This is a genomic window from Pseudomonas sp. RU47, from assembly GCF_004011755.1.
GTDB lineage: Bacteria > Pseudomonadota > Gammaproteobacteria > Pseudomonadales > Pseudomonadaceae > Aquipseudomonas.
In genome coordinates this window covers 2553753-2573730 of sequence record NZ_CP022411.1, presented here as the reverse complement: position 1 = coordinate 2573730, position 19978 = coordinate 2553753, and the positions used below count along the sequence as shown (strand labels likewise).

Below are 19978 nucleotides of genomic sequence, written 5' to 3'. Positions count from 1 at the left end.
TGCAGGTGTTTGCAGTGAGTTCAGCACCTTTCCAAGGCTGCGCCGAACTGACCGACACAAGGTTGATCACCATCAATCAATGCTGGATTGCGCCCGCCGTTGCCGCACGTGAACGCAGCTGTCCCTCGCCGAGGGACGGCCTCAAATAGAACGCTGATTCACCCGCGCCATCAATTGCTCGGCGCTTTCCTTGCGCTCGGAGTAACGGTCGACCAGATGCGCCTGTTGATCGCGCAGCAGCACGGTGAACTTCACCAGTTCTTCCATTACATCCACCACACGATCGTAGAACGGCGATGGTTTCATCCGCCCGCTATCGTCGAACTCCATGTAGGCTTTGGGCACCGAGGATTGGTTGGGGATGGTGAACATGCGCATCCAGCGGCCTAGTACGCGCAACTGGTTGACCACGTTGAACGACTGCGAACCGCCGCAGACTTGCATCACGGCCAAGGTTTTACCCTGGGTCGGGCGTACCGCGCCTAGTTCCAGCGGGACCCAGTCGATCTGTGCCTTGAACACGGCGGACATCGCGCCATGGCGTTCCGGCGAGCACCAGACCTGGCCTTCCGACCACAGCACCAGCTCGCGCAGTTCCTGCACCTTGGGATGGTCGACCGGAACGTCGTCGGGCAGTGGCAGACCGGACGGGTTGAAGATGCGCGTTTCGGCGCCGAAATGTTCGAGCAGGCGAGCGGCCTCCTCTACCAGCAAACGGCTGAACGAGCGTTCGCGGGTCGAGCCGTAGAGCAGCAGGATCCGCGGTTTGTGCACGCCCGCTTGCGACGGTTTGGCGTTATCGAACAGATTAAGATCGAGGTTGGGCAGTTCGGACATAAATCCTCCTTAAAGCGCGCCGATGCGGTCGAGCTCAGCCTTGAGTTGGTCGCGGCTGAGCGAGTGGAAAGGCAGATCGAGGAAGGCCTGACAGCGTTGGCCGATGCGCATAAGGGTGGCGTGAAAAGCCGCGTCGACGGTGGCTTCGTCGCCCTTCACTTCGGAGGGATCTTCCAGCCCCCAATGGGATTTCAGCGCCGGGCCGAAATATACCGGGCAAGTCTCGCCAGCGGCTTTGTCGCACACGGTGATGACGATATCTGGCGGGTTGCTTTCAAAAGCGTCGTTGCCTTTGCTGTGCAAACCATCAATGGCGATGCCGGCCTGTTGCAGCGTCGACAGGCTGCGCGGCAACACCTGGCCTTTGGGAAAACTGCCGGCACTCACCGCTTCGAATCCCGCTGGCGCCAGATGATTGAACATGGCTTCAGAGAGGATGCTGCGGCAGCTGTTGGCCGTGCACATGAACAGAACTCGCATGGATTGCTCCTACCGCTTTTGGCGGACATCAAAGGCTCAGGCGCAGTGCCAGGGCCGAAAGAGTGATCAACAGAACCGGAAGGGTCAGCAGAATGCCGACCTTGAAGTAGTAGCCCCAGGTGATGCGCAGACCTTTGCGTTCCAGCACATGCAGCCAGAGCAACGTGGCGAGGCTACCGATGGGGGTGATTTTCGGGCCGAGGTCGCAGCCAATGATGTTGGCGTAGATCATCGCTTCGCGAACGAGCCCTTGGGCGTCGCTGGCCTGGATCGACAGCGCACCGATCAGCACGCTGGGCATGTTGTTCATCACCGATGACAACAGCGCGGACAGCAGGCCAGTGCCGAGGGTGGCGCTCCACAAACCTTGCTCGGCCAAGCGGTCGAGGACGACGGCCAGCAGGTCAGTCAACCCGGCATTCTTCAGGCCATACACCACCAGGTACATGCCCAGCGAGAACACCACGATCTGCCACGGCGCATCGCGCAAAACCCGTCGGGTAGCGATCTTGTGGCCCTTGGCAGCGACCGCAAAAAGGATCACCGCACACACTGCCGCGACGGCACTGACAGGAATCCCCAGCGGTTCCAGAGCGAACAGCCCGACCAGCAATATCAGCAGTGTCCAGCCGCCGACCACAAAGGTGGCGTGGTCGCGAATCGCTGCTTTGGGTTCCTGAAGCGCCTCAACCGGGTAGCGCTGTGGCACATCGCGCCGGAAGTACACAAACAGCACCAGCAGCGTCGCCGCGACACTGACCAGACTCACCGGCACCATCACCGATGCGTATTCGGCAAAGCCCAAGCCGAAGTAGTCGGCGGACACGATGTTGACCAGATTGGACACCACCAGCGGCAGGCTGGCCGTGTCGGCAATAAACCCGGCGGCCATGACGAATGCCAACGTCGCCGCCGGTGAAAAGCGCAGCGCCAGCAACATCGACATGACAATGGGCGTAAGGATCAGCGCCGCACCGTCGTTGGCGAACACCGCCGACACCGCCGCGCCGAGCAACACGCAGAACGCGAACAATCGATAACCACTGCCCTTTGCCCATCGTGCAACGTGGAGTGCCGCCCATTCAAAGAAGCCGGCTTCATCCAGCAGCAGGCTGATGATGATCACCGCGATAAACGTGGCGGTGGCGTTCCAGACGATGGCCCACACTGTGGGAATGTCCTGCAGCGAAACGGCACCGACAGCCAGGGCGATCAGGGCACCGAACGTGGCGCTCCAACCGACGCCTAATCCTTTGGGCTGCCAGATGACGAGTACGAGGGTGAAGACGAAAACAGCGAAAGCCAGCAACATGTCAGAACTCTCTAAATCCGGATTCAGCAGCAGGCGGCTTCGCGCACCGGACGCCCGTCCATGTTCTGCAGACGGGCGGCGTTGTCCTTGAACCAATCGGCGTTGGCTTTGGACGTCACTTGCAGAATCTCGCGCACCCACGCCGGCAGCTCCGGATTGAGCCGGTAATAGACCCACTGGCCCTGACGGCGATCGAGCAGCAAGCCATTGCTGCGCAGTTGCGCGAGGTGGCGGCTGATTTTCGGTTGGCTGTCGTCGAGCGCACACATCAGCTCGCAAACGCAGAGTTCACCTTGATCGGAAATGAGCAGCATGGCGCGGACGCGGGTTTCGTCAGCGAGGCTCTTGAAGACTTCGGTGGGAGTGATCATGGAATGGGCTCTGCACATATGGAAATTCGAATATACGGATATCCATATATAAATCAACCCGGCAAATGCCATCGACCAAAGAACCCTGTGGGAGCACCTGTCGTCACCAGCGTTTTCAACAGCGTATGACGACTCCACGGGCCGCAGTATTCAGGCACGTGCGCGATCAATCGGTAGCCGCAGCGGGTGTACCAACGGGCGACGTCGTCATCCAGCGTTTCGATCAACGCATCCACGCACGCCCTTTCAACCGCTAACGCCTCAAGCTTGTGCAACGCCTGAGCACCCAGCCCGGTTCCGCGCCAATGCGCGTCGATCCACAGGTAATTGACAAACAGGCGCCGGAATTCGGTTCTGCCGGTAGCGCCGCCGATCAGTGTTCCCTCCTCCATCAGCGCACAGGCGATGGCTTCAGCTTGCCCGCCGCGCGCCTCAGACAAGGCTCGGCCATGCCGTAAGACGCCGTCACTGATGGCCTTCAAGGTGTCCGCATTGATGTCGCGAACGCTAAGCCATTCCCTCATTGCTGCTCTCCATTGCCAAAGGCTTTGGCGCAGTTCAAGCAAAAGCGGCGCCAACAGCAGCACAGCCAAAAGGATTAACGGATGCCGGCCTGCGATCTGCCCAGCAACAACCCCTGCTCCGCTTCACATAACCCCACCACATAATCCCAGACCACCCGCAGCCGCACCGATTTGTGCAACTCGCGCCGCGTGCTGATCCAGTAGCTGCGCTCGATGCTTTCATCCGGCAGCAACGGCACCAGATCGGGATCCGACTCGGCCATGTAGCAAGGCAACACCGCAATGCCCAATCCCGACCGCGCTGCTTCCTGCTGAGCGATGACGCTGGTGCTGTGAAACACCACGCGCGGGCTGCGGCAGAAGCTGTTGAGAAACATCAATTCCTGGCTGAACAGCAAATCATCGACATAACCGATCCACGCATGCCGCCCGAGGTCTTCGCGGCTTTGCAGTGGCGGCGCCTTATCGAGATAGCGTTGGCTGGCGTACAACGCGAGTCGATAGTCGGTGAGTTTGCGCGTCACCAGCATGTCCGCCGCCGGGCGCTCCAGATGAATGCTGATTTCCGCTTCACGGTTAAGGATGCTGACAAAGCGCGGCACCGCGACCAGTTCCACTTCCAATCCCGGATAGCGCTCGAACAAGCCGATCATGCGGCTGGCGAGAAACTTGATGCCCAGCCCTTCGGTGACGCCGACACGAATCTTGCCCAGTGGCGCGGTGGATTGGGTGATCTCTTCCTGCGCCAGCAAGGCAACGTTTTCCATCGCCTCAGCATGTTTAAGCAACGCTTCCCCCGCCGGGGTCATTTCGTAGCCTTGCGCATGCTGGACGAACAACGCGGTGCCGAGGCTTTTTTCGATGGCTTCGATATGGCGGGCGACGGTGGCGTGGGTGGTGTTGAGGCGGCGGGCGGCGGTGAGCAGGCGGCCGCTGCGTTGCAGTTCGAGAAAAAACCGCAGGTCGTTCCAGTCGAACATGGCGTGTCCTTGTCGGCTATGGTCTATGCAGGCTGTTTGAAAACGCACAGCGGCTGCGCAAAAACTAACATTCTTTTAACGAAAGCTAACAACTAGAGTGTCCGACAATAAAAACAAAAAGCGAGGTCAGGGAATGCAGACTTCCCTCGATGAATACGACTACATCGTGGTCGGCGCCGGCCCTGCCGGGTGCTTGCTGGCCAATCGGCTGTCGGCAGATGCGCAGCAGAGCGTGCTGTTGCTCGAAGCCGGTGGGCGCGACAACTATGCGTGGATTCACATTCCTGTCGGTTACCTGTTCTGCATCGGTAACCCGCGCACCGACTGGTGCTTCAAGACCGAAGAACAACCGGGCCTCAATGGCCGCGCGCTGAGCTATCCGCGCGGCAAAGTGCTCGGTGGCTGTTCGTCCATCAACGGCATGATCTACATGCGCGGCCAGGCCAATGACTATGACGGCTGGGCAGCCGAGGGCAATCCGGGCTGGGCCTGGAACGATGTGCTGCCGCTGTTCAAACAGAGCGAAAACCACTTTGCCGGTGCTGCTGAATTCCACGGCGCCAAGGGTGAATGGCGGGTCGAGCAGCAGCGTCTGTCGTGGCCGATTCTGGACGCCTTTCGCAGTGCGGCTGAGCAAAGCGGCATCGCCAGCATCGATGACTTCAATCAGGGCGACAACGAGGGTTGCGGCTACTTCCAGGTCAATCAGAAATCCGGCGTGCGCTGGAACGCGGCGAAGGCGTTTTTGAAACCGGTGCGTGACCGAGCCAATCTGACAGTGCTGACCGGGGTTGAGGTGGATCGGGTGTTGCTTGAGGACGGTCGCGCAACAAAAGTCAGTGCCCGTCATGAAGGTCAGACCAAGCAGTTCAAGGCGCGCAAGGAGATCGTCCTGTGTGCCGGCGCGGTCGGATCACCAAGCATTTTGCAGCGCTCCGGGATTGGCCCGCGCCCACTGCTCGAACGCCTCGGTATCGGCGTGATTCATGAGCTGCCAGGCGTCGGCGGCAACCTGCAGGATCACCTGCAACTGCGCCTGATCTACAAACTGGAAAATGCGCGCACACTGAACCAGATCGCCGGCAGCGTGTGGGGCAAGATGGGCATGGGCCTGCGTTACTTGTATGACCGCAGCGGGCCGCTGTCGATGGCGCCGAGTCAGTTGGGCGCGTTTGCGCGCTCGGGGCCGGAGCAGACCTCGGCGAATCTTGAATATCACGTGCAGCCACTGTCCCTGGAGCGTTTTGGCGAGCCGTTGCATAGCTTTCCGGCGTTTACCGCATCGGTGTGTGATCTGCGTCCGCAGAGTCGTGGACGCATCGACATTCGTTCGGCGAATCCACAGGAAGCGCCGTTGATTCAACCCAACTACCTTAGTCATCCTGAAGATCTGCGCGTGGCGGCAGATGCGATTCGCCTGACCCGCCGCATCGTCAGCGCCCCTGCCCTGCAAGCGTTCAAACCGGTGGAATACCTGCCCGGCGCCAGCCTGCAAAGCGAAGCAGAGTTGCAGCAAGCAGCAGCGAAAATCGGCACGACGATTTTCCATCCGGTCGGTACCTGTCGCATGGGCAATGACGGCGATGCGGTGGTCGACGCGCAACTGCGCGTCCACGGTGTGCCCGGGTTGCGCATTGCCGATGCGTCGATCATGCCGCGGATCACCTCGGGCAACACCTGTTCGCCTACGCTGATGATTGCCGAGAAAGCGGCACAACTCATCCTGGCTGGACCTGTACACAGTCCAAATGTGGGAGCGAGCCTGCTCGCGAATGCGGTAGCACATTCAACATAAACGTTGACTGACACGACGCCTTCGCGAGCAGGCTCGCTCCCACAGGAGTCATCAACAGCTTCAAAGCATCGCGCATCACCCGGACACGCAACACCAGTGGAACAACAAAAACAATCACTGTGAGGGATACCGATATGTCAGAACACGTTCAGCCGCTGGACGCCGTGCGCAGCGTCGAGACCAGCCCGGATACACGCAAAGTCATCTTCGCTTCATCACTGGGGACGGTGTTCGAGTGGTATGACTTCTTCCTCTACGGCGCCCTTGCGGCGGTGATCAGCAAGCAGTTTTTCGCCGGAGTAAACGACACCACGGCGTTTATCTTTGCGCTGATGGCTTTCGCTGCAGGGTTTATCGTGCGGCCGTTCGGGGCGCTGGTGTTCGGTCGGTTGGGGGACATGATCGGGCGCAAATACACCTTTCTGGCAACGATCATTTTGATGGGCGTGGCGACGTTCTGCGTCGGCCTGCTGCCGACCTACGCCAGCATCGGCATCGCCGCGCCGATCATTCTTGTGGTGCTGCGCATGCTGCAGGGACTGGCGCTCGGCGGTGAATACGGCGGCGCAGCTACCTACGTGGCGGAGCACGCGCCGATTGGCAAGCGCGGTTTCCACACCAGCTGGATTCAGTCCACCGCGACCCTCGGCCTGTTGCTGTCACTGCTGGTGGTGCTCGGTTGCCGCTACTTCACCGGCGATCAGTTTGAAGTGTGGGGCTGGCGTATTCCGTTCCTGCTGTCGATTGTGCTGCTGGGCATTTCCACCTGGATTCGCCTGAGCCTGCACGAGTCGCCGGCGTACCTGAAAATGAAAGAGGAAGGCAAAACCTCGAAAGCGCCGATCCGCGAATCCTTCGGCAAATGGGAAAACCTCAAGGTCGTGTTGATCGCCCTGTTCAGCATCAACGCCGGCCAAGCGGTGACCTTCTACGCGGCGCAGTTCTACGTGCTGTTCTTCCTCACCCAGTTCCTGAAAATGGACCCGGCGGTGGCCAACACTTTGTTGATCATCAGCGTGGTCATCGGCGCACCGTTCTTCATCTTTTTCGGCTGGCTGTCGGACAAGGTCGGCCGTAAACCGGTGTTGATGCTCGGCTTGCTACTGGCCACGGCGCTGTACTTCCCGATCTTCAAGTCCCTCGCGCACTACGCCAACCCGGCGATCGATCAGGCCAGCCGTCAGGCACCGATCACCGTGCTGGCGGATCCGGCGACTTGCACCTTCCAGTTCGACCCGGTCGGCAAAGCCAAATTCGACAGCCCGTGCGACAAGGTCAAAACCTTCCTGGTCAAGCAAGGCCTGCCCTACTCCAGCGCCGCTGCGCCTGCTGGCAGCGCCGTGCAGGTGAGCGTCGGCGACGTCAAACTCGACGGCTTCGATGAGGCTTCACTGCGCGGCGCGATCACCTTGGCCGGCTACCCGCAACAGGCTGATCTGCAGCAAATCAACAAACCGATGATCGTTGCCCTGATCGTGGCGCTGATCATCATCTCGGCGATGTGCTACGGCCCGCTGGCAGCGCTGATGGTCGAACTGTTCCCGACGCGCATTCGCTACACCTCGATGTCGCTGCCGTACCACATTGGTAACGGCTGGTTTGGCGGGTTCTTGCCGACGGTGTCATTTGCGCTGGTTGTTTATACGGGGGACATCTTTTACGGGCTGTGGTATCCGGTGCTGATTACCGGGGTGAGCCTGGTGGTGGGGATGATCTGTTTGCGTGAGACGAAGAATATCGATCTCGACAAGAACTGAAACTCAACCCGACACATCAATCGGCGAGGGCTTTTACCCTCGCCGTTTTTTTGCTCAGGCATCAGCCTTGATCACTTCGAACTTCACCTGCTCCGGATAAAACGCCACGTAGTCCTTGATCGGCCCGACCGAGATTTTCGGTTTCTCATAAGTCCACACCGCGTTTGCGCCCTCATGCCCCGGCACTTGCAGGCTGAAGTAATTGGCATCGCCCTTGTACGGGCAGTAACTGGTGTGATCGGTGCGGGCGAAGTACTTTTCGTCGATGTCTTCGCGGGGGATGTAATAGACCGGCGGATAGTTGGCTTCGTTGAGGATCATGACGTGGGAAGACGCGGCGACCTGGATGCCGTGGAATTTCACTATCAGGCAGCCGGGAAGTTGTTCGAGGGTGATGACGGGACTGGGGCCGGAGGTTTTCATGGGGGTTCTCCTGAATACGGCGAAGAGACCGGTTCAGGTATAGCCCATTGGTGCGGGTTGGGTTGGGTTTACAGCTGAACGGCCCATCAACGTCAAAAGCCCCTCACCCTAGCCCTCTCCCGGAGGGAGAGGGGACTGACCGAGTTGTCTGGCGAAATCCATCGACCTGAAAAATCTCGTCGATTATGGATTCAAAGCCAATCGTTCAAGTCGGTGAATTTCGCCAATATCCCCCAATCGGTCCCCTCTACCTCTGGGCGGTCCGACGTTTCGGGAGGGTTAGGGTGAAGGCCGCTCTTCAGGCATCACGCAACGATATCAGTCGCCACCGCTTGCCCCACCACACCCACGGCAAAGTCCACCGAACCCTGCCCCGTCAGGTCCACCATCAGGCTGGTCTGATTGGTCTGCGCGTAGTAAGTCAGGATCGCGTCGCCCGCATGCCCGGTAAATCCGCTGACAAAGTTCAGCGACGCCGCGCCCGCGGCAAAACCGGCGATCCCCGATAAGTCGATCTTGTCCAGGCCGCTGGTGAAATCCATGATCCAGTCCGGCGCCGTCATGGTCGAATCACTGGCAGCACCGAATACGAAGGTGTCTGCACCTGCACCGCCCCACAAGGTGTCGCCACCGCCACCACCATAAAGGATGTCATTACCGGCACCGCCAACCAGTTCGTTGGCAACGGCGTTGCCGATCAGCAGGTCATTGCCTGAACCGCCGAGGGCATTTTCCACTGTCACGCCGTGAGCAATGGAAACGTTACCGACCAGGCCGCCAACATCGGAGAACGAGCCTTCATTGAGGTTGATCTTCTGGTTCTGGCTGAAACCGGAGAAATCCAGCGTGTCATTACCGCCGCCATCCCACACCGAGAAAACCACTTTGGAGGACGCCGAAGTGGCGCTGTAGAAATCGCGCTCGGCGTTGGAATTGAAACCGTAGGTGGTGTCGTCGGCGCGGGTCGCGTAGTTGGCACCATACAGTTTCTGCACCGCGACGATATCGTCCAGCAATGGCGCCGAAGCGTACGCGCCGCTGCCGTCCTTGCTGAAGTTCTGGTCGGTATTGGTTTCGCTCCAGTAGCTCATCAGGCTGTAGCCGCGGGTATCTTCAGCGTACTTGGCGTCGTTATAGGTCGGGTTGCCATTACCGGCGTTGTACGCGCCCGGGTGTGACAGGCCCAAGGTATGGCCAATCTCGTGGGTCAGGGTCTGGCGCCCGTAGTTGTTGGTGTCCGGGGTTTTGTTGACCTGATACTGATCGTTGATCAAGTACCACGACTGGCCGTCGTAGCTGCCGCCGCTCGGCAGGTAAGCGAACGCTGCGCCACCGGTGCTGACATCGTAGTTACCGAAGGTCATGTGGCCATCGCCGCCCTTGCCTTCAGTGAAGGTGACGTTGGCGACATCAGCCCAGGATTGCATGGCCAGCACGGCCTGGGCTTTTTGCTGGGCACTGAACTCGCTGAAGTTGCCCAGTTTGACGTTGTAGTTCGCCGGTTTCTCGGTCAGGAAGGTGTAACTGAGGTCGATCTTGCCGTCAGCGTTCTTGTCGCCCCAAGACAGGCCTTTACGCAGGATTTCATCAGCGGCCTGGTCGGCAGTGAATGAGGGTTTGCCATTGACCAGCCCGACACCACGGTCATACAGGTGGCTGAATGTATCGATTTCGTCGAAGGCGCTGGAGGTTTTGGATTTGGCTTGAGCCATGATGGACTTCCTTGTTTCTGAGTAGTCAGTGTCGACAGACCACGGCGATCTTCTGGCGAGATCGTCCTGTCACTCGCGTGTTTGAATCGGCGAAAAACCTGACACAGGCGCAAACCGGGCGCTAATCAATTTCTCGATAGCCGGGCCTACGTCCCTGTATTACCCGTCACCTTCTGCAATGCTTTTTATCTGTATATCCATACAGATAAAAGTTGCCCCTGAGGCCAAGTCCGGCCATTCTGTGCACCTGTTCCGACCTTGATCGACGATGGTGGTTATGCGGCTGTACCTCTGTGAAAAACCCTCCCAGGCCAAAGACATTGCGGCCGTGCTCGGCGCCAAGCGTCGGGGCGACGGCTGCTGGCTGGGAACGGATGTCACGGTGACCTGGTGCATCGGCCACCTGCTCGAAACCGCGCCGCCGGATGCCTATGACGCGCGCTACAAGCGCTGGGTGCTGGCCGATCTGCCGATCATTCCCGACAAATGGAAAATGACCGTCAAGCCACGTACCGCCAGCCAATACAAAGCGGTCAAGCGTCTGCTCGGCGAGGCCAGCGAACTGATCATCGCCACCGACGCCGACCGTGAGGGCGAGATGATCGCCCGGGAACTGGTCGAGCATTGTCGTTATCGCGGGCCGATCCGCCGGTTGTGGCTGTCGGCGCTGGACGAAGCTTCGATCCGCAAAGCCCTGGCCGCGCTGAAACCGGGGGCCGAGACCTTCAGCCTGTATCACTCGGCGCTGGGCCGCTCGCGGGCGGACTGGCTGATCGGCATGAACATGAGCCGGCTGTTCACGCTGCTCGGGCGACAATCGGGTTATCAAGGGGTGTTGCCGGTAGGCCGCGTGCAGACACCGACCTTACGGCTGGTGGTTGATCGCGACCGCAGCATCGCCGATTTCGTGCCGGTGCCATTCTGGGCGATCGATGTCGATCTGCTGCACAACGGCATTCCGTTTACCGCGCAGTGGCGAGCGCCGTCGGATGTTTGTGATGATCAGGAGCGCTGCCTGAATCAGGCGCTGGCCCAGCAAGCGGCCGCCGTCATCAACAGTGCTGCCAGTGCCCGGGTGGTCAAGCTGAAAACCGAGCGCATGCGCGAAGTGGCGCCCCTGCCCTTCGATCTCGGCACCTTGCAGGAAGTCTGCTCGAAGAAGCTCGGCCTCGGCGCGCAGGAAACCCTCGACATTGCCCAGGCACTCTACGAAACCTACAAAGTCATCACTTACCCGCGCAGTGATTGCGGCTACTTGCCGCTAAGCCAGCATAGTGAGGCAGCGGGGATTCTTGCGGCATTGCGTCAGGCAGATCCAGGCCTTGAAGCGCTCAACGGGTTTCTGGAGCCGCAACGAAAATCCAGAGCCTGGAATGACGCCAAGGTCAGCGCTCACCACGGCATTATCCCCACCGCTGCTGCGAAGAATCTTGAACGCCTGAGCGGCAAGCATCGCGCGGTGTACACGCTGATCCGCGCACGCTATCTGGCGCAGTTCTTGCCCAATCACGAATACGATCGCACCCAGGCCGACTTCGATTGCGCCGGTGAAGCATTGCGCGCGGTCGGCAAGCAAATCATCGAAGCGGGCTGGAAGCGTGCTCTGCCCGAAGCGCTGGCAGCGGCGAAGGGCCGCGAAGCACCCGCACCGCAAACCTTGCCGGCCCTTAGCCAAGGCGTCGAATGCGCCATCGCCGCTGTGAAGCTCAAGGATTTGTGGACGCAACCGCCCAAACCCTACACCGAGGGCGATCTGATCAAGGCGATGAAAAACGTCGCCAAACTGGTCGAGGATCCGCTGCTCAAACAGAAACTCAAGGACACCACCGGTATCGGCACCGAAGCCACCCGCGCGTCGATCATTCAGGGTTTGATTGACCGTGGCTATCTGGTGAAAAACGGCAAGGCCCTCGCTGCTACGCCGGCGGCGTTCAGCCTGATCGACGCAGTGCCACGCGCGATTGCCGACCCCGGTACCACGGCGATCTGGGAGCAGGCGTTGGACATGGTGCAAAGCGGCGAAATGAGTCTTGAAGAGTTCGTCACCAAGCAAGCGGCATGGATGAGCAAACAGGTTACGCGCTGCTCCAGCCTCAGCCTGACCATCAGCGGCCCGCCACCCGCCGGCAAAGCCGCAGCACCGTGGAAGAAGAAACGTAAATCGACGCGCAGCAAAACCGCAGGCACCACCAAACGCACGGCGAAACCGACGGGCAAATAAAACGCGCTACTGTTTCTGCAAGGCTCATCACTTTCAGGAACCCGGCGTATGGCCAATATCGAACTGCACCCAGCCCGGCGCGATGAGCTGGAGATCATCGAAAACCTTATGCAGTTCTACATGTACGACTTCAGCGAATGGCTGCCGCTGAAGCTCGCTGCGCATGGTTTCTTCTCCATCCAGCCGAAAATCGACTACTGGCGCCACCCGGCCACCCAACCATTTCTGATTCAGGTCGACGGCGAACTGGCCGGCTTCGTGACCGTCGATAACGAAATCCACATTCCCGGCGCCGAACACAACATCGGCTACTTTTTCATCGCGCGACGCTTTCGTGGCCAAGGCGTCGCGCAGTTTGTCGTCTCTGCCCTCTTGAGCCAGATCCCCGGTCAATGGCAGATTTTCCATATCGACGCCAACCTGCCGGCACAGCGCTTCTGGGCCAGGCTGATTCCGTTGATGAGCAATGGCCACTTCACCCTGCAGCAGCGCGAAGTAGACGGTTATCCGTGCACCTTCTACGGGCTGCGCACGCCTTTTTCCGTTGCCTGAACGGATTCTTTCTCATTCCAAAACAGCTTTGTCCGACAATATGTAGTGAACAAAAATAATCACTACAAAACCGTTGACGGCATCGTTTTGCTTTTGCATGATGAAGACGTTCCCCGATCGGGAACACGATTAACACGCTTGAGCAAACTCGTCTGACCGCCGAGTTGTTTTTTCCGGATACACGCTGCCCACAAGGCAGATTGAAGAAGCTGACCTGGCCTGAACGTCCAGTACAAGGACGAGAAGCGCTGGCGAAAATTCTCAAGACGCTTGTGGTGGACACGGTAAATGTCGTCAAGGAGCCTCCCGGTTTTCGCTGCTTCTCCTCGTTGTGACGCTATTGCGTAGCAGTTATTCAACACGACTACATGCAACAGATGCACGACCCCGTACTTCACACGGGCGAGCGCTGACGTCCTGGTTTCGGTGCCAGGGATCAACTAACCGATGGGCTACCTGTATTAGCGAATCAACTTTGAAAGATCACCAGACTGGTCAAGGGGCAATATCATGAATCTGAACAATCAACCTACTATCGAAGAACTGGCTCGTATGTTCGCTGCGCAGAAAGACAGCCATGACAGCCATATTCTCTGGATCAGCAAGTCGGGTCAGGTGCATATCGACTGCCTGGCGACCCATGCTGACGAAGACGAGTTCGACCGCAACCATCAGAACCTGCTGGCCCGCCTGAAGATGTACCGTCGCGGCCACGGTTATGTTGGCAAGAAAGCCGCGGCCGACAAGGACTTCATCGGTAATGTTCTGCAAACGCTGAAACAGGCGTGGGATTCGATGCAGAACAAGAATGAAGTTCGGGTGATTGATCGGTTCTGCTGAGTTAGTCATTAAATAATTGAAAGGCCTGCTTCCTTAATGGAAGCAGGCCTTTTTTTGTTCGCTTGCATTGATTTGGCGTGACTGGAATTGTAGCCCCTCACCCCAGCCCTCTCCCGGAGGGAGAGGGAGCCGATCGAGTTGTATAAAGTCATTCGTCAACCGGACACACCGAGTTGATTATGGATTCAGCAGAGCACTTTCAGGTCGGTGTATTACTCCAGCATCCCTCGGTCAGTCCCCTCTCCCTCTGGGAGAGGGTTAGGGTGAGGGGCTTCCCATGTCCAACACCATTTCCACAAACGCCACTGCCGCCGCACTGTGATAATTATTGCGCCGCCGCAACAACGCCGCTCCACGCTGCGGCGCATCACCTTCAACCCGCAACCGGCACAACGCCCGATCCTCGGTGGCAATCGCCTGCGGCAACATCGTCGCCATCGGCGAATAACGCACCACTTCCAGCAACGTACTCACCGAATTCACCTCGATCCGCACCTGCGGCGTAATCCCTTGCTGGCGAAAATACTCATCCACCGATAACCGCGTGATGAAGTCCGGCGCCAACAAGGCGAAATCCAGCGAAGCGACATCCTCCGGTGTCAGCACCGCCGCACTGTCATACAGCGGATGCTCACGCCCGACCATGATCCCCAGCGTTTCGGTAAACGCCGGAATGCACTCGATCTCAGGACTGCGCACCGGCGTAAACGCAATCGCAATATCCAGCGAGTCATCCGCCAGCCCCGCCTCGATGTCGTCCATCGACAGTTCGAAAATCTGCAAATGAATCCCCGGGTACCGCGCGGCAAAATCCCGTACCAATGGCCCGACCAGATACGCCATGAACGTCGGCGTCATCGCCAGACGCAACGTCCCGCGAGACAGATCCTTCACGTCATGCAACGCGCGTTTGCCCGCCTCCAGTTCCACTAACACTCGCCGCGCACATTCGATGTAGGCCACACCGGCATCCGTCGGTTTGACCGTGCGCGAAGTGCGATCAAACAGGTTCACCCCCAGGGTTTCTTCCAGTTGGCGAATCTGCTGTGACAGGGTCGGCTGTGAAACATGCAATGCCTCGGCGGCACGGGTAAAGCCGCCGTGATCGGCAACAGCGAGCAGGTAACGCAGATGTCGCAGCAGCATGGGAAACACCATCTATAGGCAGGGCTTATGCCAAGCATTGTATATCGGTCTTGGACGCTATGGATGAATCGGCAGAAGATCAATCCCACACAGCAAGCCAACCCCTGAAAGGAGTGACACCATGCAACAGTCCCACGCCTACAACGACACCAGCCTGGCCCTGACCACCCGCGTTCTCGACGCCAAGGCACGCAAAGATCTGTCGTGGCAGGATCTGGCCGACGGCACCGGCCTCAGCCTGGCGTACGTCACCGCTGCCCTGCTCGGCCAGCACCCGCTGCCAGAAAACGCCGCCCAAGTGGTCGGCGACAAGCTTGAACTGAGCGCTGAAGACGTCGCGGCGATGCAGATCATCCCCCTGCGTGGCAGCCTCAGCGGCGTACCGACCGACCCGACCATCTACCGCTTCCACGAGATGATCCAGATCTACGGCACAACCCTCAAAGCGCTGGTTCACGAGCAGTTCGGCGACGGCATCATCAGCGCGATCAACTTCAAACTCGACATCAAGAAAGTCGAAGACCCGGAAGGCGGCTCCCGCGCTGTGGTCACCCTCGACGGCAAGTTCCTGCCCCTGCGTCCGTTCTGATCCGCACCGGCCCGCACCCTGCGTGCGGGCCAACACACCTCAAATGGCTACCCGTCACCAACACATCTGGAGGCTGCCCCATGCAAAAAATTCTGTTGATTCTGGCCCTGCTCGGCGGCGTTTGCGCCCAGGTATCTGCCGCTGACGAGGCCGTCGCCTACCGCTACGGCATGCAACTGGATATCGCCCAAGTGCTGAGCATTACCCCGGTTGCCGATGTGTGTGGCGTGGTGCCGGTGGAGATGACGTATCTGGACAGCCACGGCGGCAAACACATTCTTCAATACAGCGAATTCGGCAGCGGTTGCTCGAACTGAGAGGACAACACCATGAAAAACCTGATTGATGGCTTCCTGAAATTCCAGAGCGAAGCGTTCCCGCAACGCACCGAACTGTTCAAACACCTGGCGACCACGCAACAGCCCGGCACCTTGTTCATCACCTGTTCCGACAGCCGTGTCGTGCCGGAACTGCTGACCCAGCAAGAACCTGGCGAGCTGTTTGTGATCCGCAACGCTGGCAACATCGTGCCGTCCTACAGCCCGCATCCGGGCGGGGTTTCGGCGACGGTTGAATATGCGGTGGCGGTGCTCGGGGTGACCGACATTGTCATCTGCGGGCATTCGGACTGCGGTGCGATGACCGCGATCGCGAAGTGCAAATGCATGGATCACCTGCCTGCGGTCAGCGGCTGGCTGCAGCATGCCGAGTCGGCGAAAGTGGTTAACGAGGCGCGGCCGCACGCCAATGACGCGGCAAAATTGAGTTCGATGGTGCGCGAGAACGTGATCGCGCAACTGGCGAACATTCAGACCCACCCGAGCGTGCGTCTGGCTCAGGAGAAAGGCCTGCTGAACCTGCATGGCTGGGTGTATGACATCGAGACCGGCTCGGTCGATGCGCTGGCCTCGGACCGCCGCACGTTTGTGCCGCTGGCCGAGCAACCGGCGACTTGCGCGATCCATGCACAAACCACCCACGCGGCCTGAGCAACTGATCGTTCCCACGCTCTGCGTGGGAATGCCTCGGGGGACGCTCTGCGCCCAGTGACGCGGAGCGTCACGGGCTGCGTTCCCACGCTGGAGCGTGGGAACGATCAATGTCCGCCAGATCAGCGTTTTACTGTGAGATCGATCTGGGTCATGCGGCTGCGCACAGTGAACACGCCATCCCCCGAAAGAATCGCACTGCGCGCAAACAAGCGCCCACTTTCCCAGTTCGAAAGACCCAGCTCCGGCTTGTTCAACGCATACTGCCCATCGACCCAACGGGTAATGCCATTGCCCACGAACGGCGCATTCACCGCGTTGTAGAAACGCTCTTGTACGGCTGCATCCTCACTGATCAACGACACGGTAAATTGCGGGCTGTAGCGGTTGAACAAAGCAATCGCCTGATCCAGATCGTCAACGATCATCAGGCTGACTTCCGGGGTTTCTTCCCATTCCCACTCGCGGCCCAACTCGGATTCTGCCAAGGGTTCTGCCAGTGCCTCGGTCTGATAGCCCTCGGCGCGGTAGACCTCGACCGTCGCGTTCTGCCACTCACTCGGCAAGCAGCCTTCGCTGCCTTCGACGATGTGCAGCTTGCAACCCTGGCCACGCGCGGTGCCGGCCTGTTGCAGCGCATCAAGAAACAGCGGCACCAGTTCCGTCGCGCGATCACGCTGGATCAGGCAGACGTTGAGGGTGTTGCACACCTTGCGATCCAGCGAGTTGCGCACCACGGCGGCAAAACGTTTGGCATCGGCAACACGATCGGCGATCAACCACGCGCCCCCCGTGCCATGCAGGCTGACGGCGGTGCCGGCCTGCTGGGCAATGCTGCCCAGTTGACTGACCGCACGACCCGAACCGCGCGCCACCGCCAGCGACAAACGTCGGTCAGCGAACATCGCCCAACCGGCGGCATGATTGACGCTTTCCACCAAGGACACCGCACCGGCCGGCAGACCGGCATCGGCCAGCGCCGGGTTCAAGGCGTGAGTGACGATGGCTTGCGCGGTGCCCAACGCATCGCTGCCGATACGCAACACGGCGGTGTTGCCGGTGCGCAAGACACCGGCGGCGTCGGCAAACACGTTGGGCCGGCCTTCAAAGACAAACGCGACGATGCCCAGCGGCGAGACCACTTGCTCAACCTTCCAGCCGTCGTGCTCGACGCTGCTGATGACTTTGCCGCGTGTGGCGGCGGCATCACGCCAGGCACGCAGGCCGGCGATCATGTCGCTACGCATGCGCTCATCGGCGAGCAGTCGGGTGGTGGAACGGCCGCGCGCCTTGGCCCGTTCGATATCGGCAAGGTTGGCGGTTTCGATGTGCGCCCAGCAGTCCGGGGTCTCCAAACGTTGCGCGAACAGATCGAAAAACGTGCTGATCGCGTCATCGGATACAGCCGACAGTGCGGTGAATGCCGCTGCCGCGCGTTCGATCGCCACGGACGCCGCTTGCTGATCCGCTACGGGGATCAACAGCAACTCGCCGCTGACCTGCTCCACCAACAGGTGGTCACCGGGCTGAAACCGCGCGGCCAGTTCGGGGCTGACCACGGTGACGCGGTTACCAGCGAAAGGGATCGGCGTGCCAGCGACTAGACGTTCGAGCGCAAGAGACATGAAGCGGATTCACCATGCAGGGAGCGGCCGGAAAATGTATAGGAACACAATCCTCCAAAGCAACCGCTAACCCTGTGGGAGCGAGCCTGCTCGCGAAAGCGCTGGATCTGATACATCAATGTTGGCTGACCTGACGCCTTCGCGAGCAGGCTCGCTCCCACAGGGTTTTGTAGTGTTTGGCGGATCGGGTCAGAACACCGACCAGCCAATCCGCGCACTAAGCATCTCCAGCGCCGCCATCCCCGCCAGAGAGTTCCCCGCAGCATTCAACTCCGGCGACCACACGCACACCGTGAACTGCCCCGGCACCACCGCGACAATCCCGCCACCGACACCGCTCTTGCCCGGCAAGCCAACGCGATAGGCGAAGTTGCCCGCTTCGTCATACAGCCCGCTGGTGGCCATGATCGAGTTGACCTGCTGGGTTTGCCGACGCGTGAGGATCTGTTCACCGCTGTGTTTGCAAAAACCGTCGTTGGCCAGAAAACAGAACGCCCGGGCCAGATCAATACAGTTCATGCGCAACGCGCAGTGGCTGAAATAGCTGCGCAGCACCGCTTCGACATCGTTGTGAAAATTGCCGAACGACTGCATCAGATACGCCATCGCCGCATTACGCGCGCGGTGCTGGTATTCGGAGTCGGCGACTTTGCCGTCGATCATGATCTGCGGATTGCCGGACAGGCGCCGGACGAAATCGCGCATCGACAGGGTCGGTGCGGCAAAGCGTGACTGGTTGATGTCGCAGATCACCAGCGCTCCGGCATTGATGAACGGATTGCGTGGCCGACCGCGCTCGAATTCCAGCTGCACCAGCGAGTTGAACGGTTGCCCGGACGGCTCGTGACCGAGGCGTTCCCAGATCGCTTCGCCGGAATGATCGATCGCCTGCACCAGGCTGAACACCTTGGAAATACTCTGCACCGAGAACGGTGTCTCGGCGTCACCGGCGCAGTACATCTCGCCGTCATTGCCGTACACGGCGATGCCCAGTTGATTGGCCGGCACAGTGCCGAGGGCGGGAATGTAGTCAGCCACCTTGCCCTGCCCGATCAGCGGGCGGACAGCGTCAAGAATCTCGTTCAACAGCGCTTGCATGCCGGGTTCCGAAGTCTCGCCCCATGGGATTGCGGGGACACTGGGGCTAGACGCTGCGCCCGCCCGTCGAATCACACCGGCCGCAATCGCACTGAATGTTCTAGGCTCAACCGCACATTCAGAAACCGGAGAGCACCCATGCATCTCGAAGGCTCCTGCCATTGCGGCGAGGTCACGTTCAGCCTCACCAGCGCCCACCCCTACCCTTATCAACGCTGCTATTGCTCGATCTGCCGCAAGACCCAGGGCGGTGGCGGTTATGCGATCAACCTCGGCGGCGACGCGACCAGCCTCAAGGTGCGCGGGCGCAAACACATCAGCGTCTATCACGCGAAGATGAAAGACGAGGGCGACAAACGCGCCCATCGCAGCAGCGCCGAGCGGCATTTTTGTTCACTGTGCGGCAGCGGCTTGTGGCTGTTCAGCCCGGAGTGGCCGGAGTTGATCCACCCGTTCGCTTCGGCGATCGATACGCCATTGCCAGTGCCGCCGGAGCACACGCATCTGATGCTTGGTTCGAAAGCAACCTGGGTCGAAGTCGAGGCCAAATCGAAAGACCAACAGTTCGACGTCTACCCCGAAGAATCCATTGCGCAGTGGCATGAACGCCTCGGCTTGACCCGATAGATCCATGGCAAACACCAATCCCTGTGGGAGCGAGCCTGCTCGCGAAGGCGTCTTGTCTGCCAGCATTGATGTTTGTGACCCAACGCTTTCGCGAGCAGGC

At 59.7% G+C, this 19978-nt stretch carries 20 protein-coding genes; 9 read left to right on the top strand and 11 right to left on the bottom strand.

The window, feature by feature from the left end:
• Positions 1-141: 141 nt before the first annotated feature.
• The 6 genes from arsH to CCX46_RS11745 all read right to left on the bottom strand — a co-directional run bounded on the left by arsH (position 142) and on the right by CCX46_RS11745 (position 4504).
• Positions 142-837 (bottom strand): arsenical resistance protein ArsH, encoded by a 696-nt coding sequence (gene arsH, locus CCX46_RS11770; RefSeq protein ID WP_127926783.1) that lies wholly within the window; start codon positions 835-837, stop codon positions 142-144.
• A 9-nt stretch (positions 838-846) separates the two neighbouring features.
• On the bottom strand, positions 847-1317 hold the full coding sequence (locus CCX46_RS11765; protein WP_007910659.1) for an arsenate reductase ArsC: 471 nt from the start codon (positions 1315-1317) through the stop codon (positions 847-849).
• A 28-nt stretch (positions 1318-1345) separates the two neighbouring features.
• Entirely contained in the window at positions 1346-2629 is a 1284-nt protein-coding gene (locus CCX46_RS11760; RefSeq protein ID WP_127926782.1) for an arsenic transporter, read from the bottom strand.
• Between the two features lie 23 nt (positions 2630-2652).
• The gene (locus CCX46_RS11755; RefSeq protein ID WP_127926781.1) at positions 2653-3000 is read right to left on the bottom strand and encodes a metalloregulator ArsR/SmtB family transcription factor; all 348 of its coding nucleotides are present in this window, start codon (positions 2998-3000) and stop codon (positions 2653-2655) included.
• 53 nt (positions 3001-3053) lie between these two features.
• Entirely contained in the window at positions 3054-3524 is a 471-nt protein-coding gene (locus tag CCX46_RS11750) for a GNAT family N-acetyltransferase (protein ID WP_127926780.1), read from the bottom strand.
• 74 nt (positions 3525-3598) lie between these two features.
• Complete coding sequence (locus CCX46_RS11745; RefSeq protein ID WP_110720479.1) at positions 3599-4504, bottom strand: LysR family transcriptional regulator; 906 nt, start codon at positions 4502-4504, stop codon at positions 3599-3601.
• Positions 4505-4637: 133 nt separating this feature from the next.
• On the opposite strand from CCX46_RS11745, the gene CCX46_RS11740 reads away from it, so the two are divergent.
• A complete protein-coding gene (locus tag CCX46_RS11740; RefSeq protein ID WP_127926779.1) occupies positions 4638-6299 on the top strand; it encodes a GMC family oxidoreductase in 1662 nt (553 codons plus the stop codon).
• 134 nt (positions 6300-6433) lie between these two features.
• On the top strand, positions 6434-8056 hold the full coding sequence (locus CCX46_RS11730) for an MFS transporter (RefSeq protein WP_127926778.1): 1623 nt from the start codon (positions 6434-6436) through the stop codon (positions 8054-8056).
• A gap of 54 nt (positions 8057-8110) precedes the next feature.
• Here CCX46_RS11730 and CCX46_RS11725 read toward each other — a convergent pair whose 3' ends face one another.
• Together CCX46_RS11725 and CCX46_RS11720 are read right to left on the bottom strand one after the other, a co-directional pair.
• The gene (locus CCX46_RS11725; RefSeq protein WP_127926777.1) at positions 8111-8479 is read right to left on the bottom strand and encodes a DUF427 domain-containing protein; all 369 of its coding nucleotides are present in this window, start codon (positions 8477-8479) and stop codon (positions 8111-8113) included.
• A gap of 305 nt (positions 8480-8784) precedes the next feature.
• Complete coding sequence (locus CCX46_RS11720; protein ID WP_127926776.1) at positions 8785-10191, bottom strand: serralysin family metalloprotease; 1407 nt, start codon at positions 10189-10191, stop codon at positions 8785-8787.
• Positions 10192-10468: 277 nt separating this feature from the next.
• Here CCX46_RS11720 and CCX46_RS11715 point away from each other — a divergent pair, with 277 nt between their 5' ends.
• From CCX46_RS11715 to CCX46_RS11705, 3 genes are all read left to right on the top strand, one after another.
• Positions 10469-12412, top strand: a complete 1944-nt coding sequence (locus tag CCX46_RS11715) for a DNA topoisomerase III (RefSeq protein ID WP_127926775.1) — start codon at positions 10469-10471, stop codon at positions 12410-12412.
• Positions 12413-12460: 48 nt separating this feature from the next.
• Entirely contained in the window at positions 12461-12964 is a 504-nt protein-coding gene (locus CCX46_RS11710; protein ID WP_127926774.1) for a GNAT family N-acetyltransferase, read from the top strand.
• Between the two features lie 510 nt (positions 12965-13474).
• Positions 13475-13804 carry a hypothetical protein gene (locus CCX46_RS11705; RefSeq protein WP_093437124.1) on the top strand — a complete coding sequence of 110 codons (330 nt, stop codon included), beginning with the start codon at positions 13475-13477 and terminating at the stop codon, positions 13802-13804.
• Between the two features lie 258 nt (positions 13805-14062).
• Here the strand turns inward: CCX46_RS11705 and cynR are convergent, their stop codons facing one another.
• Complete coding sequence (gene cynR, locus CCX46_RS11700) at positions 14063-14950, bottom strand: transcriptional regulator CynR (RefSeq protein ID WP_127926773.1); 888 nt, start codon at positions 14948-14950, stop codon at positions 14063-14065.
• 121 nt (positions 14951-15071) lie between these two features.
• On the opposite strand from cynR, the gene cynS reads away from it, so the two are divergent.
• From cynS to CCX46_RS11685, 3 genes are all read left to right on the top strand, one after another.
• Positions 15072-15539 (top strand): cyanase, encoded by a 468-nt coding sequence (gene cynS, locus CCX46_RS11695; protein ID WP_016982959.1) that lies wholly within the window; start codon positions 15072-15074, stop codon positions 15537-15539.
• An 80-nt stretch (positions 15540-15619) separates the two neighbouring features.
• Positions 15620-15856: a DUF2790 domain-containing protein gene (locus CCX46_RS11690; protein ID WP_127926772.1), complete on the top strand. Its 237-nt coding sequence runs from the start codon at positions 15620-15622 to the stop codon at positions 15854-15856.
• A gap of 12 nt (positions 15857-15868) precedes the next feature.
• Positions 15869-16528 carry a carbonic anhydrase gene (locus tag CCX46_RS11685; RefSeq protein ID WP_127926771.1) on the top strand — a complete coding sequence of 220 codons (660 nt, stop codon included), beginning with the start codon at positions 15869-15871 and terminating at the stop codon, positions 16526-16528.
• A 122-nt stretch (positions 16529-16650) separates the two neighbouring features.
• Here CCX46_RS11685 and CCX46_RS11680 read toward each other — a convergent pair whose 3' ends face one another.
• Positions 16651-18153, bottom strand: a complete 1503-nt coding sequence (locus CCX46_RS11680) for an aldehyde dehydrogenase family protein (RefSeq protein WP_127926770.1) — start codon at positions 18151-18153, stop codon at positions 16651-16653.
• Positions 18154-18342: 189 nt separating this feature from the next.
• A complete protein-coding gene (gene glsB / locus CCX46_RS11675) occupies positions 18343-19251 on the bottom strand; it encodes a glutaminase B (protein WP_007911001.1) in 909 nt (302 codons plus the stop codon).
• A 138-nt stretch (positions 19252-19389) separates the two neighbouring features.
• On the opposite strand from glsB, the gene CCX46_RS11670 reads away from it, so the two are divergent.
• On the top strand, positions 19390-19878 hold the full coding sequence (locus tag CCX46_RS11670; RefSeq protein WP_127926769.1) for a GFA family protein: 489 nt from the start codon (positions 19390-19392) through the stop codon (positions 19876-19878).
• The last annotated feature ends 100 nt before the right edge of the window (positions 19879-19978 follow it).

Coding starts and splice junctions, on each gene's coding strand:
- CCX46_RS11715 (WP_127926775.1), top strand. CDS start 10,469: ATGCGGCTGTACCTCTGTGAAAAACCCTCCCAGGCCAAAGACATTGCG.
- CCX46_RS11730 (WP_127926778.1), top strand. CDS start 6,434: ATGTCAGAACACGTTCAGCCGCTGGACGCCGTGCGCAGCGTCGAGACC.
- cynR (WP_127926773.1), bottom strand. CDS start 14,950: ATGCTGCTGCGACATCTGCGTTACCTGCTCGCTGTTGCCGATCACGGC.
- CCX46_RS11680 (WP_127926770.1), bottom strand. CDS start 18,153: ATGTCTCTTGCGCTCGAACGTCTAGTCGCTGGCACGCCGATCCCTTTC.
- CCX46_RS11750 (WP_127926780.1), bottom strand. CDS start 3,524: ATGAGGGAATGGCTTAGCGTTCGCGACATCAATGCGGACACCTTGAAG.
- cynS (WP_016982959.1), top strand. CDS start 15,072: ATGCAACAGTCCCACGCCTACAACGACACCAGCCTGGCCCTGACCACC.
- arsH (WP_127926783.1), bottom strand. CDS start 837: ATGTCCGAACTGCCCAACCTCGATCTTAATCTGTTCGATAACGCCAAA.
- CCX46_RS11760 (WP_127926782.1), bottom strand. CDS start 2,629: ATGTTGCTGGCTTTCGCTGTTTTCGTCTTCACCCTCGTACTCGTCATC.
- CCX46_RS11705 (WP_093437124.1), top strand. CDS start 13,475: ATGAATCTGAACAATCAACCTACTATCGAAGAACTGGCTCGTATGTTC.
- CCX46_RS11720 (WP_127926776.1), bottom strand. CDS start 10,191: ATGGCTCAAGCCAAATCCAAAACCTCCAGCGCCTTCGACGAAATCGAT.
- CCX46_RS11725 (WP_127926777.1), bottom strand. CDS start 8,479: ATGAAAACCTCCGGCCCCAGTCCCGTCATCACCCTCGAACAACTTCCC.
- CCX46_RS11685 (WP_127926771.1), top strand. CDS start 15,869: ATGAAAAACCTGATTGATGGCTTCCTGAAATTCCAGAGCGAAGCGTTC.
- CCX46_RS11690 (WP_127926772.1), top strand. CDS start 15,620: ATGCAAAAAATTCTGTTGATTCTGGCCCTGCTCGGCGGCGTTTGCGCC.
- glsB (WP_007911001.1), bottom strand. CDS start 19,251: ATGCAAGCGCTGTTGAACGAGATTCTTGACGCTGTCCGCCCGCTGATC.
- CCX46_RS11670 (WP_127926769.1), top strand. CDS start 19,390: ATGCATCTCGAAGGCTCCTGCCATTGCGGCGAGGTCACGTTCAGCCTC.
- CCX46_RS11710 (WP_127926774.1), top strand. CDS start 12,461: ATGGCCAATATCGAACTGCACCCAGCCCGGCGCGATGAGCTGGAGATC.
- CCX46_RS11755 (WP_127926781.1), bottom strand. CDS start 3,000: ATGATCACTCCCACCGAAGTCTTCAAGAGCCTCGCTGACGAAACCCGC.
- CCX46_RS11765 (WP_007910659.1), bottom strand. CDS start 1,317: ATGCGAGTTCTGTTCATGTGCACGGCCAACAGCTGCCGCAGCATCCTC.
- CCX46_RS11745 (WP_110720479.1), bottom strand. CDS start 4,504: ATGTTCGACTGGAACGACCTGCGGTTTTTTCTCGAACTGCAACGCAGC.
- CCX46_RS11740 (WP_127926779.1), top strand. CDS start 4,638: ATGCAGACTTCCCTCGATGAATACGACTACATCGTGGTCGGCGCCGGC.